The sequence below is a fragment of the Paenibacillus sp. Soil750 genome (assembly GCF_001428045.1).
In the GTDB taxonomy this organism is placed as follows: domain Bacteria; phylum Bacillota; class Bacilli; order Paenibacillales; family NBRC-103111; genus Paenibacillus_E; species Paenibacillus_E allorhizoplanae.
On sequence record NZ_LMSD01000014.1, the window covers coordinates 1 to 15,758 of the forward strand.

General features: G+C 46.6%; 17 protein-coding genes. 12 read left to right on the forward strand and 5 right to left on the reverse strand.

Annotation, left to right across the window (positions count from 1 at the left end; genetic code table 11):
* Positions 1 to 134: 134 nt before the first annotated feature.
* Entirely contained in the window at positions 135 to 497 is a 363-nt protein-coding gene (locus ASL11_RS17675; RefSeq protein ID WP_063795615.1) for a hypothetical protein, read from the reverse strand.
* Between the two features lie 738 nt (positions 498 to 1,235).
* Entirely contained in the window at positions 1,236 to 2,363 is a 1,128-nt protein-coding gene (locus tag ASL11_RS17680; RefSeq protein WP_082595568.1) for a metallophosphoesterase family protein, read from the reverse strand.
* A gap of 241 nt (positions 2,364 to 2,604) precedes the next feature.
* Between ASL11_RS17680 and ASL11_RS17685 the strand changes: the two genes are divergently transcribed.
* From ASL11_RS17685 to ASL11_RS17695, 3 genes are read left to right on the forward strand one after another with little or no spacing between them, the layout of a single operon-like run.
* Entirely contained in the window at positions 2,605 to 2,964 is a 360-nt protein-coding gene (locus tag ASL11_RS17685; protein ID WP_216855838.1) for a GntR family transcriptional regulator, read from the forward strand.
* Positions 2,964 to 3,860 carry an ABC transporter ATP-binding protein gene (locus tag ASL11_RS17690; RefSeq protein WP_056617414.1) on the forward strand — a complete coding sequence of 299 codons (897 nt, stop codon included), beginning with the start codon at positions 2,964 to 2,966 and terminating at the stop codon, positions 3,858 to 3,860. The genes ASL11_RS17685 and ASL11_RS17690 overlap by 1 nt, the downstream gene beginning before the upstream one ends.
* Positions 3,857 to 4,540, forward strand: coding sequence for a hypothetical protein (locus tag ASL11_RS17695; RefSeq protein WP_056617417.1), 684 nt, complete (start codon positions 3,857 to 3,859; stop codon positions 4,538 to 4,540). The genes ASL11_RS17690 and ASL11_RS17695 overlap by 4 nt, the downstream gene beginning before the upstream one ends.
* Positions 4,541 to 4,619: 79 nt before the next feature.
* On the opposite strand, the gene ASL11_RS17700 is transcribed toward ASL11_RS17695, so the two are convergent.
* The gene (locus tag ASL11_RS17700) at positions 4,620 to 5,147 is read right to left on the reverse strand and encodes an SRPBCC family protein (RefSeq protein ID WP_056617420.1); all 528 of its coding nucleotides are present in this window, start codon (positions 5,145 to 5,147) and stop codon (positions 4,620 to 4,622) included.
* Positions 5,148 to 5,195: 48 nt separating this feature from the next.
* Positions 5,196 to 5,531: an ArsR/SmtB family transcription factor gene (locus ASL11_RS17705; RefSeq protein ID WP_056617650.1), complete on the reverse strand. Its 336-nt coding sequence runs from the start codon at positions 5,529 to 5,531 to the stop codon at positions 5,196 to 5,198.
* 271 nt (positions 5,532 to 5,802) lie between these two features.
* Between ASL11_RS17705 and ASL11_RS17710 the strand changes: the two genes are divergently transcribed.
* Positions 5,803 to 6,504 (forward strand): 3D domain-containing protein, encoded by a 702-nt coding sequence (locus ASL11_RS17710; protein WP_157256963.1) that lies wholly within the window; start codon positions 5,803 to 5,805, stop codon positions 6,502 to 6,504.
* A 79-nt stretch (positions 6,505 to 6,583) separates the two neighbouring features.
* Here ASL11_RS17710 and ASL11_RS17715 read toward each other — a convergent pair whose 3' ends face one another.
* A complete protein-coding gene (locus ASL11_RS17715) occupies positions 6,584 to 7,417 on the reverse strand; it encodes an alpha/beta hydrolase (RefSeq protein WP_056617423.1) in 834 nt (277 codons plus the stop codon).
* A gap of 255 nt (positions 7,418 to 7,672) precedes the next feature.
* Here ASL11_RS17715 and ASL11_RS17720 point away from each other — a divergent pair, with 255 nt between their 5' ends.
* The 8 genes from ASL11_RS17720 to ASL11_RS17760 all read left to right on the forward strand — a co-directional run bounded on the left by ASL11_RS17720 (position 7,673) and on the right by ASL11_RS17760 (position 15,754).
* Positions 7,673 to 7,969, forward strand: a complete 297-nt coding sequence (locus ASL11_RS17720; protein WP_056617426.1) for a LiaF transmembrane domain-containing protein — start codon at positions 7,673 to 7,675, stop codon at positions 7,967 to 7,969.
* Between the two features lie 50 nt (positions 7,970 to 8,019).
* Entirely contained in the window at positions 8,020 to 8,715 is a 696-nt protein-coding gene (locus ASL11_RS17725) for a PspA/IM30 family protein (RefSeq protein ID WP_056617430.1), read from the forward strand.
* Positions 8,684 to 9,166: a PspC domain-containing protein gene (locus tag ASL11_RS17730; protein WP_056617433.1), complete on the forward strand. Its 483-nt coding sequence runs from the start codon at positions 8,684 to 8,686 to the stop codon at positions 9,164 to 9,166. Before ASL11_RS17725 ends, ASL11_RS17730 begins: the two co-directional genes overlap by 32 nt.
* Before the next feature lie 3 nt (positions 9,167 to 9,169).
* Positions 9,170 to 9,856 carry a PspA/IM30 family protein gene (locus tag ASL11_RS17735; RefSeq protein ID WP_056617436.1) on the forward strand — a complete coding sequence of 229 codons (687 nt, stop codon included), beginning with the start codon at positions 9,170 to 9,172 and terminating at the stop codon, positions 9,854 to 9,856.
* Between the two features lie 562 nt (positions 9,857 to 10,418).
* The gene (locus tag ASL11_RS17745) at positions 10,419 to 11,924 is read left to right on the forward strand and encodes a sugar ABC transporter ATP-binding protein (RefSeq protein ID WP_056617442.1); all 1,506 of its coding nucleotides are present in this window, start codon (positions 10,419 to 10,421) and stop codon (positions 11,922 to 11,924) included.
* A gap of 10 nt (positions 11,925 to 11,934) precedes the next feature.
* Complete coding sequence (locus ASL11_RS17750) at positions 11,935 to 12,924, forward strand: ABC transporter permease (protein WP_056617445.1); 990 nt, start codon at positions 11,935 to 11,937, stop codon at positions 12,922 to 12,924.
* A 67-nt stretch (positions 12,925 to 12,991) separates the two neighbouring features.
* Entirely contained in the window at positions 12,992 to 13,999 is a 1,008-nt protein-coding gene (locus ASL11_RS17755) for an ABC transporter substrate-binding protein (RefSeq protein WP_056617448.1), read from the forward strand.
* A 210-nt stretch (positions 14,000 to 14,209) separates the two neighbouring features.
* Positions 14,210 to 15,754 carry a response regulator transcription factor gene (locus ASL11_RS17760; RefSeq protein ID WP_056617450.1) on the forward strand — a complete coding sequence of 515 codons (1,545 nt, stop codon included), beginning with the start codon at positions 14,210 to 14,212 and terminating at the stop codon, positions 15,752 to 15,754.
* The last annotated feature ends 4 nt before the right edge of the window (positions 15,755 to 15,758 follow it).

Here is a 15,758-nt window from a genome sequence, read left to right on the forward strand (position 1 = left end):
ATTAAAAAAGATGACTCCTGATGAATTCAGAAGTCACCTTTTAGCGGCCTAATTAGGCCATGGGGTCTTTCTTTTAAAACGTCCACAATTAGGGTCACAGTTCAATTTGCCGGGGGTGGGCTGTTTTTGGTTAATTAGCCGATAAATACGAAAGCCGAAATACCAGAACGAACCGTACGTGTACGGAAGATGACACCGTCTGCATCGAAAGTTCTAAGAACTAAAGTACGTGTAGTAGGGGTACCGATTGTACGGAATACAGCAGTTCCAAATGCATCAAAGCGAGCAGTTGCAAGGCGGGTTCCATTTAAAGTACGAGCCTCACAGAAAAAGCCCGAAGTGACGAAAGGAACACCGGCGTTATCTACCCAAAGAATAGTAAGTCGTCTAAGTGTTTGTGTAGGACCGAACTTTTTGCCCAGAGGAATGCGCGTGTACGACTTGCCGAACTTGCCAGAGTCTTTGAGAGTAGGGATGCTGCGTTTTGTGTTTTGCATGTAAGTTTCACCTCCTTCTCTCTATCTGCTTATAGTAGATGTCGAAGGAGGCATGCCCGTTAACTAGATTTACCTATGTAATAGAAAATGTGTTAATAGAGTGGTTGTTTAGTAGATTGGGGTTTGTGTGATGAACCCATGGTGGTACTTTAGCGGGAAAACATACAGTTAAATTCAGTGGGAATCTTCCTTTTTATACAAATAACTGTAAAAAATACATGTAATTCAAGGTTTTACGTCGGAAACAGCAGAAACTCAAAAATTAGCTACATATTTTCCAGTTAAAATAAAAATTCACGCTAAAATAGGAAAAATAAATGGAGGTTTTCCAATTATTGAGGAGTGTGGAGTCAATTACAGCTTCGTGTAGGCACTTTGATTACGATGAATCAGTGAGCACACAGAATGTAGTGTAATCGGAATAAGACTGTCCTTCGAGTGATCCGAAAGGCTGACTTTCAATTGTTCAAACACGTCTGTACGCGCGTTGCAGTCGGCCCGTATTGTTAATGATACGAATCTGAGTGGCCGTCAGTGAAGCTCAGCAAGAAGAAGAGACCTTTCCATTACGGAAGGGTCTCTTTCCATGTAAATAGTTCGGATATTTCGACTTAAATGAGCCCAGTCGGCTCAAAGGCTTACATTAGTCCGATTCTACCGAACTAATTAGCAGAGTAATACGATGACAGCAGGTTAAGGGCATTTTAAGTGGGTAAAATCGGACTAAAGCTGGCAGCGCTATTTCACATCATACCCCTTCGCGATGGATGGCTCGATCCATCGCTTTTCGGTATGCTCGCGGCGCAGAATAGCTACGCGATCTGGGTAAACATCGACGATGAGGCTCTGGCTAAGCGACCGCGTCTCGGGCTCATTCTTAGCGCTCCATACCTCGCGGATGGAGGCGCTGGAAGCGGCAAGAAACTTCAGCTGCTTCACTTGGCTGGTCGTTTCAACGTTCCAGTGGGTGTGCCCACTGAACAAAATGACATTCGGGTGCGCGTCAAGCAGCGCACGCAGTTCCTTGTGCTGGACGACGCCCAGCTCCAGATCCGTACCATCCAGCGTGCTCGGAAGCGGCTGGTGGAGGAATACGAACACGGGCTTGCCGGCATCCGCCGAGCTCGCCGCCGTGAGCCGCTCGCTCAGCCAGCTGAGCTGCGTGGGAGAGAGGTACGCATCCTCATTAATGGATGCGTCCACGTCTCTATACGCTTCCCCGCTAAGGAATAGGAAGCGGTAGCCCTCTACGACAAGCTCGTGATACGGCTTGTCGTACCCCATCATGCGGTCGAATAACGCGACCGCATTCGCACTCGACCACGAAGAATTCATCTTCGTGTAATCCATCGTGCCATCCGGCTTTCGCCACACGCCGTAGTAGTCATGGTTGCCCATGGTTGCCTGCACAGGGGCATGGGGCTGTCGGCTGAGCAGCGCCAGCAAGCTGCGATAATCGCTCTCACTGCCGTTCGTGAGATCACCGTTCAGAACAAGCAACTTGCTGTCTGGGCGCAGCTCATGGTGATCCGCGAGCGCTTGCCGCAGAAGCAACTGAGAAGCGGAGTCGGTCGATATGATATGAACGTCGCTCATCACCGAGAAAGAAAACAACGGTGCAGCGGTTTGCGGCTCTACTTGTGCAGCAACAGTTTTCAGCTCATCTTGTGCCGCAGCAAGTTGTGAATCCTCATGTGCAATAGTGGTTTGCGGCGCCACTTGTACTGTCGCATGCTGTGACGCGCGAGTAGACTTTATTTCTTCTCCAACAGGGTTAATCAACGCAAACCCCAACAAAACCACCAAACTACTCCGTATGATAGATAGAAACATAGAAACCCTACCTTTCAATAAGTGTGTCGTCATGTGCTTTTTCTTTTCTATGTCTTTAACCAGCTCTTCTTGTATTCAACCATTTCTTGTCCTTTATCTTTACTTAGACCGGTTCCCACCCCACGCCCTACTGGTATTCCCCTGCAAAAAAGAAATTATTTAACTACCCAATTTTTGTATTACGCTTGACTTCAACGTTATTTGGTTGTATGGTTAGTTACATGAGTAACTAACCAATGTAGTGATGAAAGCGGTGGTGAGAATTGTGGGATTTATGATGGACGATAGCCGCCCGATTTTTGTGCAAATCGCAGAGCAGATTGAGGATGACATTATCGAATCACGCATGCTGGAAGAATCGCAGGTTCCTTCTACGAATCAATTTGCAGCCTTTTATCAGATCAATCCGGCAACGGCAGCGAAGGGTGTTAACCTGCTAGTGGACCAAGGGATTTTATACAAGAAGCGTGGCATTGGCATGTTTGTAGCGGAGGGAGCGAGGGCGAAGCTGATGGAGAAGCGTAAAGAACTTTTTTACGAGCAATATGTCGTGACGATGGTGAGGGAAGCCGAGAAGTTAGGCATAACGGTAGAGCAATTAACGGAAATGGTGCGGAGAGGGGAGAAAGCGTAATGACGAACGTTGTTGAGGTAAAAGGACTGACGAAGGCCTATGGCCAAGTTAAGGCTGTTGACGGGGTCAGCTTCACGGTAGAAGCGAACAAAATCTACGGCTTACTCGGCAGAAATGGCGCAGGCAAAACAACCATCATGCATATGATCTCCGCACAGCAGTTCGCGACAAGCGGTGAGCTCAAGGTGTTTGGCGAAGAGCCTTTTGAGAATAGTCAGGTGCTGAATCAGATTTGTTTTATTAAAGAGAGCCAGAAATATCCGGATACTTTCCGTATTATTGACGTGCTGGCGGTTGCCAAAACCTTATACCCGAACTGGGATGATGCGTATGCTAACGCGTTAATTGAAGATTTTCGACTTCCGATCAAAAGGAAAATTAAAAAGCTCTCCAGAGGCATGCTCTCCTCGGTGGGTATTGTGGTGGGGCTCGCTAGCCGCGCGCCATTGACGATCTTCGATGAGCCGTATCTGGGGCTGGATGCTGTAGCGCGTGTACTTTTCTATGATCGTCTGTTGGAAGATTACGCGGAGCACCCTCGAACCGTCATTCTTTCTACACATCTCATTGATGAGGTGAGTCGACTACTTGAGCATGTTCTAGTGATCGACAACGGCAAGATAATTCTAAATGAAGATGCTGATGCGCTTCGCGGCCGTGCTTGTATGGTTTCAGGTTTGAAATCAGCGGTAGATGCGTTCGTACGGGGAAAAGAAGTGCTGGAGCGAACAGCAATTGGTTCTGCTGCAACAGCGACCATCATGGGGGCTCTTTCGGTGCAAGATCGCAAATACGCCGAAGAATTAGGACTGGAATTCGCTCCAGTTTCCATCCAGCAGCTCATTGTTCATCTGACACGCACGCAAGTCGCGGGAAAGGGGTCTGAATTACTATGAACCGAGTTAAGCAAGTCGTCATGCTTCATCTAAGGAACAAGAACACATGGTTTTTGGTTCCATGGGCCATCCTGGGCGCTAATTTTCTGATCAATGCTTTAATTGCTCTTTCATTTAATGACGGTGAAACCGTCAATACGGGTGCGGTTGCTTCTGTTTTCGTATACGCATTTATAGCAGGTACGCTGACGATAAAAGAAACGTTCCCATTCGCCATCGGTCTTAGTATTCGGAGAAAAGATTATTTCTTTGGTACAGCCTTGACTGTCCTTTTAGTAAATAGCATTTCGGGGATTGCTCTAACCATTCTTTCGGCCATTGAACAAGCAACAGACGGGTGGAACGTGAATTTGCATCTGTTTAAAATAGGTTTTCTAAGCGATCTACCGTACATCGGTATACTGGGGTTTAATATCCTCGTATTGGTACACTGTTTTTTCCTCGGGTTTGCTATTTCTAGCTTGCATCGCCGTTTTGGCAGCATGTCCATGTACGTCTTTTTTACAGCGATGCTGCTTATTGGGACAATTGGTTCCTATACGATGACACATTTCGATCTATGGAGCGATTTTGGCCATTGGGTAGCTGATCATTATATGGGTTTGTTCTGGTATATGATCCCTTTGGTCGTTATCTATTCGCTCATTTCCTATGGGTTGCTGCGCAAAGCAGCTGTATAAATAAATATCCTGTTACAAAACAAAAACGAGCCACAGAAGAGTTCTTCTGATGCTCGTTTTTTGTTATTTGTGTAGGTGATTAAGCTGTGATTTTTGCAATGTAGTCATCCAATTGTTTGAACGTTCCGCCAAAGCCTTGTTCCATAGAGCCTTTCATTGAGGCGAAGAACTGAATTTCTTCTTCCGTCGCATTGATTGGCCCGCCGCTCATGACGACGATCGTTTTGCCATCTTCTTCAGTGAACGTTAATGTATTCAAGATTTCAATTGGGAAGATAGGGCTGAATGGTGCACGGATTGCGTTACCTTCCGGATCTGCAAAAGAAGTCACATAGGAAAGCTTCTCTGGTGCAACAACCTCTTGATACGCGAATCGGCCAAACATTTCAAAGCCTTCCGGTGACTTCATTCCGTAGTGGAAAAGGCCGCCAGGACGAACATCTAGAGAGACGACCGTCAACTCCATACCTGTTGGTCCCCACCATGCAGCTAGGTGCTCAGGCTCTGTCCATACTTTATAAACAAGCTCGCGAGGTGCGTTAACGATACGTGTAATCACCAATTCTGTACCTTCATGATTCATCTCAAATGTGTTTTGTTGTGTCATGTCTAATCCTCCATTATATAAAATAGTTTACGGAAGCTTGATCGCGATTTATTTCGGATCAGCTGGTTTGTTTTCCTTTGCCTGCAAAGCCTCTATATAGGCCTCCATCCGATCAAATCGGGTTTCCCACAGACGTCTGAAGGAACCGAGCCAATTCTCAATGTCCTGAAGGGACTGCGGCCGCAGTTTATAGACCCTTCGATTCGCTATTGGCTGTACCTCTACGAGTCCTGCTTCACTTAGTACACGCAGATGCTTGGAAACTTGCGGCTGACTAAGGCCGAGCCGGTCGACGATCTCCCCTACAGTAAGGGGGCCGTCTCGTAATAGCTCAACCATGCGTAAGCGATGTGGTTCGGCAAGAGCACTGAATATCGTATTCATGTATTGAATATAACTCAAATGGAATATTCCTGTCAAGGCATATTTGGATGGGGAAATTTATATCTGGACTTATCTTTTTGCTGCGGAATATCGTCCATAGGTTTACTATCGTAAACAGAATAAGGTGGGAATATACAAGACAACTCTTATGGTTCTCTCTTATTGTTTCTATGTATCTAGCATTAATTTCATAGAAAATGTATAGAATGTTTACTTTTAGCCGAGTCTAGTAGCTATAACTCTATTAACTTTTCTAGGAGGAGCTATAGCTATGATGTTTCGTAAACTATGTATATCGACCTTATCCTTAATTGTGTTGCTTGGTTTGTGGTTCATGCAATCGAAGGCATATTCGTATCCGACGAGCTATGAAGATATGGATATGTCGCCTGTCTATGTGGCCTCTACGAGTGGAAGCACGGATACATCGATCGCTGAAACTCCAGCTACTGCAGTCGAGCAAGCTGCGACAACGTACAAAGTAAGCCGAGGAGATACCCTGTTCAAAATAGCAAAGAGCTTTGAGATCGCTGTCGATGACCTCATTGCTGCCAATTCCATTTCGAATCCGAACCAACTGACGATCGGACAAAGTCTAACAATCCCTCTTGTCGCTGTAGCTGCTGCATCCGAGGGACAGCCGAAAATCATCAAAAAAGTGATTAATACAACGTTAACCGCGTACACCGCGGGCTTTGAATCGACAGGCAAAAAAGCCTCTCATCCTACATACGGCATCACTTATAGTGGTATCAAGGCCAAGGAGGGACGCACAATTGCTGTAGATCCAGCCGTCATTCCTTTAGGATCCACGGTGTTCATCGAAGGCATTGGCATCCGAAAAGCGGAAGATATCGGATCGGCGATTCGCGGCTCCAGAATTGATGTCTTCATGAATGATCTGGGCCAAGCGCAGGAGTTTGGTGTGAAAAAGAACGTGAAGGTGTACGTGTTAGATAGGGAAACGGTATAGCAGCGACTATAAGTATAGAAAAAACCGCCGTCATTGACGGCGGTTCTTCTTTCATTTGCAAACATACATCTTGGGTTAGTTATGCTCTATGTTGATCCAACCAACCTAGTAAATCAGAAAGAAATTGCTCTCGCCCTAGGTCATCAAAAGGACGATGACGCATCGTATCGTAAGCGTAGCTCTTTTTATCTTGCGAACCCACCAAGTGCAGGAATTGCTGAAGCTTCGCGGGGGGCGTCAATTTATCTTCTAGGCCGTATTGCAGGAGAAGGGGGAGTTGAAACGATTGTGCGTGATTCAAAATTCTTGGAATGGCTTGGCTTAGTCCAAGGCCTAACCCTGGTGTTACGGTACTATGACGCAAAGGATCTGCTTGTAGCTTCGCCGCCATGTCGGGATCTTGCGTTAATCCTTCGACACTGCCTGATTTTTGAATGGTGAGTTGTGGTCTTATCTTCCCCAGAAGTTTAATGAGCCAACTCTCAAAGGTCGTCATTTCATACGAAATCGCAGGAGCCACCAAAACGAGTCCACTAATCCCAGTGCCCCGATCGAGCACATAGTCCGCACTAATCACGCCCCCCATACTGTGACCAATGATAAAGAGAGGCAATTCAGGATTTTCAGATTGGACGAGTTCTCTAAATACATGCAGATCTCCTTTGTATTCATCCCATGAGCGTATGAATCCACGAATACCGGGGCTTCGCCCATGACCGCGCGAATCAGCCGAATAGACGATATACCCCCCCTGTACGAGTGCGTCACACATATTGACTAATCCACCGCTGTGGTCGCCATGTCCATGCACAGCAATAATGGCGCCTTTGGCTGGTACTTCTGACGGAGTGGCTCTTCTATAGAAAAGTTCAACCCCACCAATTCCCTGAAAAGTTCGCTCCGAGATGTTCACAAGAGAATCCTCCTTACGCAATAAAGCGTGATAGTTCAAACTAGCCCTTATTTTACCATACTTCCTAAATGGCACTCACGATAATTTTAGCTATGCCAGCAGGGGGGAATGCCCGTCTATCATAGGTCGTAGACCCACCCCGACTAAGGTCTAGGTGCAAATACCGTCCACGGTCCGTTTTGGAAAGCCGCGATTTTACCTAGAATAAAGACATGAAGAAGACGACGACAAACAACGAAAGGCGGTGACGAAACGATGAAAAGAAATACAGGATTTGCCGCTCTGCTGATCGCATTCGGCGCACTGATTTTATTCAATAAGCTAGGTTTTCACTTAGGAGACTTTATTGGCTCGGTGATGGGATATGTGATTCCCCTCATTATGGTTGGACTGGGTTACCTAGGGATTAAGAACGATAAGAAAATAGGATGGGTAATTGCCGGTATCGGGATAATCATTCTAGTAAGTAAGCTAGCAGGTTGGATCATTATTCTTCTGGCAATCGGGTTAATCGGATATGGATTTTCCATGTTAAAAGGAAGAACAGCTTAACGTAAGCGGTAAGAGAATCGAATATAGAGTGTGAAAAAGGTGGAGTGAAGATGAGCCTATTTAGGCGGATGAGAGATATAACCGTGGCAACTTTGAATGAGCATTTAGAGAAGTCGGAAGATCCGGTACGCTTGATTGACCAATACTTAGCAGCCCAACGTGAGCAGCTTGTGCAGTCAGAACGATTGTATCAGCAATGCGTAAGTCATGCAGCGTCACTTCGGCAGCAATATTTAACTGCATTAGAAACGAAAGAAAAGCGTGAGCATCAAGCGCTGCTGGCTTTGAAGGCTGGCGAAGAGCACATGGCACGAATCGTGCTGCAAGAGAAGTTGCAGGCGGAAGAGAAAAGCGTGCAATACCATGATCTGTATGAGCAGGCGAAGCAGTCCATCCTTGAGCTTGATGAGGAGCTGCAACAACTGAAGGCAGATTACAAAGAAGTCGCAGACAAACGAAGCTACTACTTGGCTCGTATGGAGTCCGCTCGCTTGCAGCAGCGCATGCATGCTCGCAGCAGTGTCACACAAGATGGGGCACCGCGGATGTTCGGCCGATTGGAAGAGCGCGTATCCGATATGGAGCTGCACGCCAGGACGCTTCGCGACGTTAGGAAGATGGGTCGCGAAAGCTACTACAGCGGGGGTAACCCAGCTGTAGATGCGGAAATGGAAGCACTTCGCAATAGACTGAAACAGGAGGGAACACAGGATCATGAACAAACTATATCGCTCACGAAGAGATAAGAAATTAACGGGCCTATGCGGGGGACTTGCAGAAGCCATGAATGTAGATGTCACACTATTACGTTTACTAGTCGTGATCACCACGTTTTTCACCGGAGGCACCGTCATTTTCGTCTACTTTGTAGCGGCGATTGTTATTCCGAAGGAACCTGGGTTTGATCAGCCCCCATTTGATCCCTATGCAAGCTCGTATGGAGGGGGATCATGGAGTCATCATAAATCCCATAACCACCATAACCACAATAACCACCATAATCACCATAATCACCGCCAAGCGCCACAACCGACTAGCAAATATGCTTCATATGAAGCAAGCCAACCAACGAACAACATCGATGAGATGATGAAAGACATTGAGAAGAAAGCTTTGCAAAGAGAAGTCGACGAACTTAGAGCCAAAGTCGCTCGTTTTGAAAAACAAACATTGGATAGTAAAAAAGGAGACGTGTAAACCATGGGTGTATTCACAAGAATGAAAGATATGACGAAAGCTTCAATTCACGAGGTATTAGATAAAATTGAGGATCCAATCGTAATGTTGAACCAATACCTTCGCGATATGGAGCAAGAAATTGCCCAGGCGGAAGTAACAGTTGCTCGCCAAATCGCAAGTGAGCGCAAGCTGAAGCAGCGCCTTGAAGAATCCGTTCGCCTAGTAGCTGATCGTGAAGCGAAAGCCTCCGCAGCCATCAAAAACGGCCAAGAAGCGATTGCTCGTCAAGCTGTTGAAGAAAAACTGTACCACGAAGATAAAATTGTTGAGTACACAGATCTATACGCTTCTGCGAAAGCTCATGCGGATGAGTTGACACAGCAATTGCACGAGATGAAAGATGAATTCTACAAAATGCGCAACAAACGCAACGAGCTTGTATCCCGTGCTCAATTAGCGAAAGCGAAGAAACAAATGGCACAAGTATCCTACAATGGTGTGATCGAAAGTGGCAATGCATCCCGCGGCTTCCAACGCATGGAAGAGAAGATCATTCAGCTTGAAGTTGAAGCTGAGATCGCTCGCAAGCCATACGTACCAGCCGGTGGGGTTGGCAGCTACACGCCGATCGACACAGCGAAGCAAGCTAAAGTAGATGAGCAGCTGAACCTGCTCAAAGAGAAATTGAACGGTCAAGCTGCTGAATAGCAGCTTGGACATATAATTGGCGAAATAAAAATGGATAGAGTATTCAGATTACATCTGAATCTCTATCCATTTTCTTGTCTATTTGGGGAATGAGATCCCAATGAGGTGGAGTATTTTCATATTGTGATAGCCCAGATTTGTCAGAAGCTGATTAGTGACCTGCCCAGGTTTTGGTTATATGACAGAGGTGCGACTCCTTAATTATTCCTGGATTGAGGGGGTGATTCTAATTGTTTCCTCTTGCAAAGTATCTTTTTCAATCCAAGTTATCTTAACAGTTTTGGTATCTTTCCAATTATCTACCTCGGTTCTGGTAGGTAACTGTTGAGGACCAACCCCAACAAGAGATTCAACCTTTAGTGTATTTACAGTGGAAGATTGTCCTAAATTTTTTTGGAACGGCACCTCTATACTTCACCACCGCCACAAGCACGCCCACCTCGAATCAGAAGATTTTCAACGTTTTTGAAGAGATTTATCCACTCTCATTCCAGCTTCTGGCAGGTAGAATGAACTCATGAACAAGGGACATGATGAACTGGGGTACGAGGTGAGATCGACGATGAGTGAAGAGGTTTTGCTTAGGATGGAAGGGATTGAGAAGCATTTTCCCGGCGTGCATGCGCTGCATCAATGCCGACTAACTTTAGCGGCAGGTGAGGTACTGGCGCTGGTCGGTGAGAATGGGGCAGGGAAATCGACGTTGATGAAAATTGCCACGGGTGTGTATCAAAAGGATGAAGGAAATATCTTCATCAAAGAACGCGAAGTGAGCATCCCCCATACAAGAGCAGCGCAGCATCTTGGTATTTCAATGATTCACCAAGAGTTGAACTTGATGCCAGATTTGACGATCGCACAGAATATTTTCATCGGCCGAGAGCCGAGACACGGTATTAAACTTTTCGTTGATGAGCGCAAGCTGAACGAACAAGCACAGCGTCTCCTCGACCAGATGAACCTACAGCTGGATCCTCGGACGATGGTAGCGGATTTGACGGTGGCGAAGCAGCAAATGGTCGAAATTGCGAAAGCGCTGTCTTTTCAATCCGAGGTGCTGATCATGGATGAACCGACAGCTGCGCTAACCCATGCGGAAATAGAGGAGCTGTTCCGCATCATCAACCAGCTGCGCGCAAGAGGCGTTGGAATCGTCTACATCTCTCACCGGATGGAAGAATTGAAGCGCATTAGCGACCGCATCACCGTCATGCGTGACGGTCGCTATATCGATACGGTGCCGACGGTGACAACGACCATCGATCAAATCATTTCGATGATGGTAGGGCGCGAGCTCTACGTCAGCCCGAATCAACAAGCGACAAACACCTCACCGACGAAGGTTCTGGAGGTTACCAAGCTAAACCGCGGTTCAGCGGTGAAGGATGTGTCCTTCCATCTGGCCAAAGGCGAAATCCTCGGCTTTGCTGGCCTCATGGGAGCGGGGCGCACGGAGGTGGCGCGGGCGATTTTTGGCGCAGACGCCATCGATTCTGGCGACATCCGCATTCACGGACAGCAGGTCCGTATTCAAGCGCCGCATGACGCGGTGAGGCATGGTATCGGCTACTTGTCCGAGGATCGCAAGCGCTACGGGCTCATGGTGGACATGGATGTGAAAATGAACATCGCACTCGCATCGTATCGCAAGGCAAGGCGGGTTTTTGGCTGGATGCGTGACGGTGTTATCGCTCAAACCGCGCAGCACTATGTGGAAGCGCTTCAAATCAAAACGCCGACCATCCACCAGCAGGTGAAATTCCTATCCGGCGGTAACCAACAGAAGGTTGTTATCGGCAAGTGGCTGCACCGCAACTGCGATATTCTCATCTTCGATGAACCGACGCGGGGGATTGATGTGGGTGCCAAAACGGAGATTTACAAGCTGCTTGATGATCTCGCGGCACAGGGGAAATCGATCATTATGATCTCCTCGGAGCTGCCAGAAATATTACGTATGAGTCATCGCATCATGGTCATGTGCGAAGGTCGCATTACGGGTGAACTCACCCAACAAGAAGCAACACAGGAAGCCATTATGAAATTCGCCACGATGCGGATCAGTTAGGAGGAGCCCGATGTCAACACGACTAGCACATGCCTACAAAAAAACCATTCCCACCTTGTCCAAACAAAGCGGGGCTGCACAAAAGCTGCTGGCATTTGCCAGCTTGATTATGCTCGTACTCATCTTTTCCTTATCGTCGAGCAACTTTTTTCAATTCGATAACTTAGTCGCGATCATGCTTTCAACCGCCGTCATTGGGGTTCTAGCCTTGGGCTCTACGTTCGTTATCATTACGTCTGGTATCGACTTGGCCGTAGGAACAGTCATGACTTTCTCCGCCGTGATGGCTGGTGTGATTATCACGACGTGGCAGCTGCCTATGCCGCTCGGCATACTCGGAGGCATCCTCGCCGGAGCGATTTGCGGTCTCATTAGCGGGCTGCTCGTAGCTAGAATGAAAATTCCACCCTTCATCGCGACACTCGCCATGATGATGGTAACAAAAGGCTTATCGCTAGTTATCTCAGGTGCGAAACCGATTTATTTTACCGATACTCCCGCATTTACCCAAATTTCAATGGGCTCGATTATCAGTGGCATTCCGAATGCGATTCTCATCTTCTTTGGAGCCGCGATTGTGGCCAGCATTATTTTGACCAAAACGATTATTGGCCGTTACAACTTCGCCCTAGGAAGCAATGAAGAGTCCACAAGACTCTCTGGCGTTAACGTCGACTACTGGAAAATCGTGATCTACACACTGACAGGTGTGTTCAGTGGGATTGCCGGTATCATGATGGCCTCCCGACTTAATTCCGCACAGCCCGCACTCGGTTCTGGGTACGAGCTAGAAGCAATCGCTGCCGTTGTAATCGGCGGAACTTCTCTTAGCGGGGGTAAAGGATCTATCCTCGGGACGGTTATCGGGGCTTTGATCATGAGCGTGTTGACGAATGGATTGCGGATTTTATCCGTGAAGCAAGAGTGGCAGACCGTCATCGTAGGTATCGTGATTGTGTTGGCGGTTTACGCAGATATGATGCGTCGTCGTAAGAAATAACTGTGGTATTTACTCCATTAGGAGTCCTATACAAACCAAATTAATTAGGAATAAGGGGCGATCAACCGTGCAAAAACGGACTAAGAAATTTGCAATAGCGTCTTCGTTAATCTTACTATCCGCTATCGTTTTGAGTGCATGTGGTTCCACTTCGACGAAAACAGCAACATCAACTGCAGGGACAACGACAGCAGCCGTGAAATCAGATAAGATCTACATTCCTGTCATCTCCAAGGGTTTCCAGCATCAGTTCTGGCAAGCGGTGAAACAAGGTGCTGAGAAAGCAGCGAAGGAATTTAATGTTGAGATTACGTTTGAAGGTCCTGAAACCGAAACACAAGTCGATAAGCAAATTGAAATGCTGCAAGCGGCACTGGGCAAAAAGCCTGCGGCTATCGCTTTCGCTGCGCTTGACAGCAAAGCGGCTTCACCGCTGCTAGAGAAGGCTAAAGCGGGCAAAATCCCGATTATCGGCTTTGATTCCGGTGTTGATAGCGATATTCCGGTAACGACTGCCGCTACAGATAATAAAGCCGCTGCTTCACTCGCTGCTGATAAAATGGCTTCGCTTATTGGGAACGAGGGCGAGATTGCGCTAGTCGTCCATGACCAAACGAGCCGTACGGGTGTTGATCGCCGAGATGGCTTCGTGAACCAAATCAAAGCGAAATACCCGAATATCAAAATTGTAGATACACAATACAGTGGTGATCCCCTGAAAGCAACCGACTTGTCCAAGGCGATTATCCAAGCTCACCCGAACATCAAAGGGATTTTCGGTTCTAACGAAGGTGCGGCCATTGGTGTTATTAACGGGATTACAGAAAGCAAAAAAGACGGCAAAATCGTCGTTATCGGCTTCGACTCCGGTAAACAACAAATGGATGCGATCCGCAGTGGTAAAATGGCAGGTGCGATTACCCAGGATCCAATTGGTATCGGTTACTGGTCCGTGAAAGCAGCTGTGCAAGCGATTAAAGGTGAAACGGTTCCGAAAAACATCGACACAGGCTTCCACTGGTACGACAAAACAAACATTGATGCAGCGGATATCAAGCCGTTATTATACGAATAAAACAAGGAGTCCTTTATAAGGCTTCTGGTAAAAAGCATCGTTCACGCTAACATGGTGAATGATGCTTTTTTTGCTGTGTAGTTAAGCGCTCGAGATGATTGTTGAATCATTCTTGTTAAAGTGTACAATTATCTTTAAAATCCGACAGAGACCGATACATCGTTCAATCTAAAAGTGGGAAGCTAAGTATAATTCACAAAGGAGTAAGTCATGGAGACGTATTGCAAGGTATTAATTGTTGATGATGAGATGCTGGTGCGTCAAGGAATCAGACATCTTCTCGATTGGGAAAGCGAAGGCTTTCAAATTGTCGGCGAGGCATCGAACGGTAAGGATGCCCTTGATATGGTGAAACAACTCGAACCCAACATGATCCTGACGGATATCGTTATGCCGGTCATGAGTGGGGAGGAATTGGTCCGAGTTGTGAAAGGCTTATATCCGGAGATTGAGATTGTGGTTCTTAGCAGCTACGGTGAATTTGAGTATGTACGCTCCACGTTTCAGAGTGGTGTAGCAGATTATTTATTAAAGCCCAAATTAGATGCGAAGTCACTGCTAGCCGTCTTAAAAAAGACGGTAGAGGGGATGCCAGCCTTTCGACACATGGACTTTACGAATGAAAAAGGGCAGTCCATTGACTATGTGTTGGACAAGCTGATTTCCGGCTATGCCATGGAGGTTGATAGTGCGGAGATAAGGACCCTTTTCCCGTATCCATGTTTCGTTCTGCTCGTTGTAGATAGACAAGATAGCTCATCCGCGATGAAACGAAACGAGGAATGGATCGAAGCCTTTCTGAAAGGTATGGTTCAGGATGTTAAGGAACCGTGCATCATTCACCGCCTGTCACATCAAGACAGTCATATCCGGTTTTTGCTGAATACAGAGGATGCTGGCCGAATGGAGGTCATTCATATGGCCGAGCAATTGGTACAATCCAGCGTAATGGCGGGTTTATCCTTTTATGCAGCACTTAGCAAGAATTTTACGCAAATTACAGAACTTCATGATGTGTATACGCATGATATTCTCAAAGTGTTGGATCACCGTTTCTTTCTGTCGGATCAACAACTGTTCTTTGCTGACGAACTGTTGGAGCATGAAGGGATTGGCGATACGTTTGATTCGGAGGCGTTTACTGCGGAGCTGAATCGTCAAGATTTTCAACAAGCTTTTGGGCGTCTCAGCCATTATGTAGACACCATGCCTGACAGGCTGGATACGGATATGTTTGAGTTTAAGTCTTTTTTAGGTCACAGCCTATTCAATATTATTGTTTCCTTACTGCATTTTCACTATGAGGCTAGAACGCTGGATGAAGCAAAGTATGAGTATTTCCGTGCCATACATGAGGCCAAACATATTGGGGAAGTGCGTTCTCTTTTGGCCAAATTCCTGAATGAGGCGACAGATTGTGTGACAGGAAACAAAACAAGTTCTCCAGGCATACAGAAGATTTTATTATATCTGGATGAGCACTTCACTGAACCTCTCACGCTGACAGAAGTAGCCAAACAATTTCATTTCAACCCATCGTATCTATCTAATTATTTTACCATTCATAATAAAGAAGGTTTTAATGAGTATTTGAATCGTATTCGGATCGAACGTGCATGTGAATTATTAAGGGATAATGCGCAAATTTCGATTTCGGAAATCAGCAGTCTTGTTGGATACTCAGATCACAGTTACTTCACGAAAGTGTTTCGGAAGTTGATGGGGACTTCACCTAGCCACTATCGAAAAAAATAAAGAA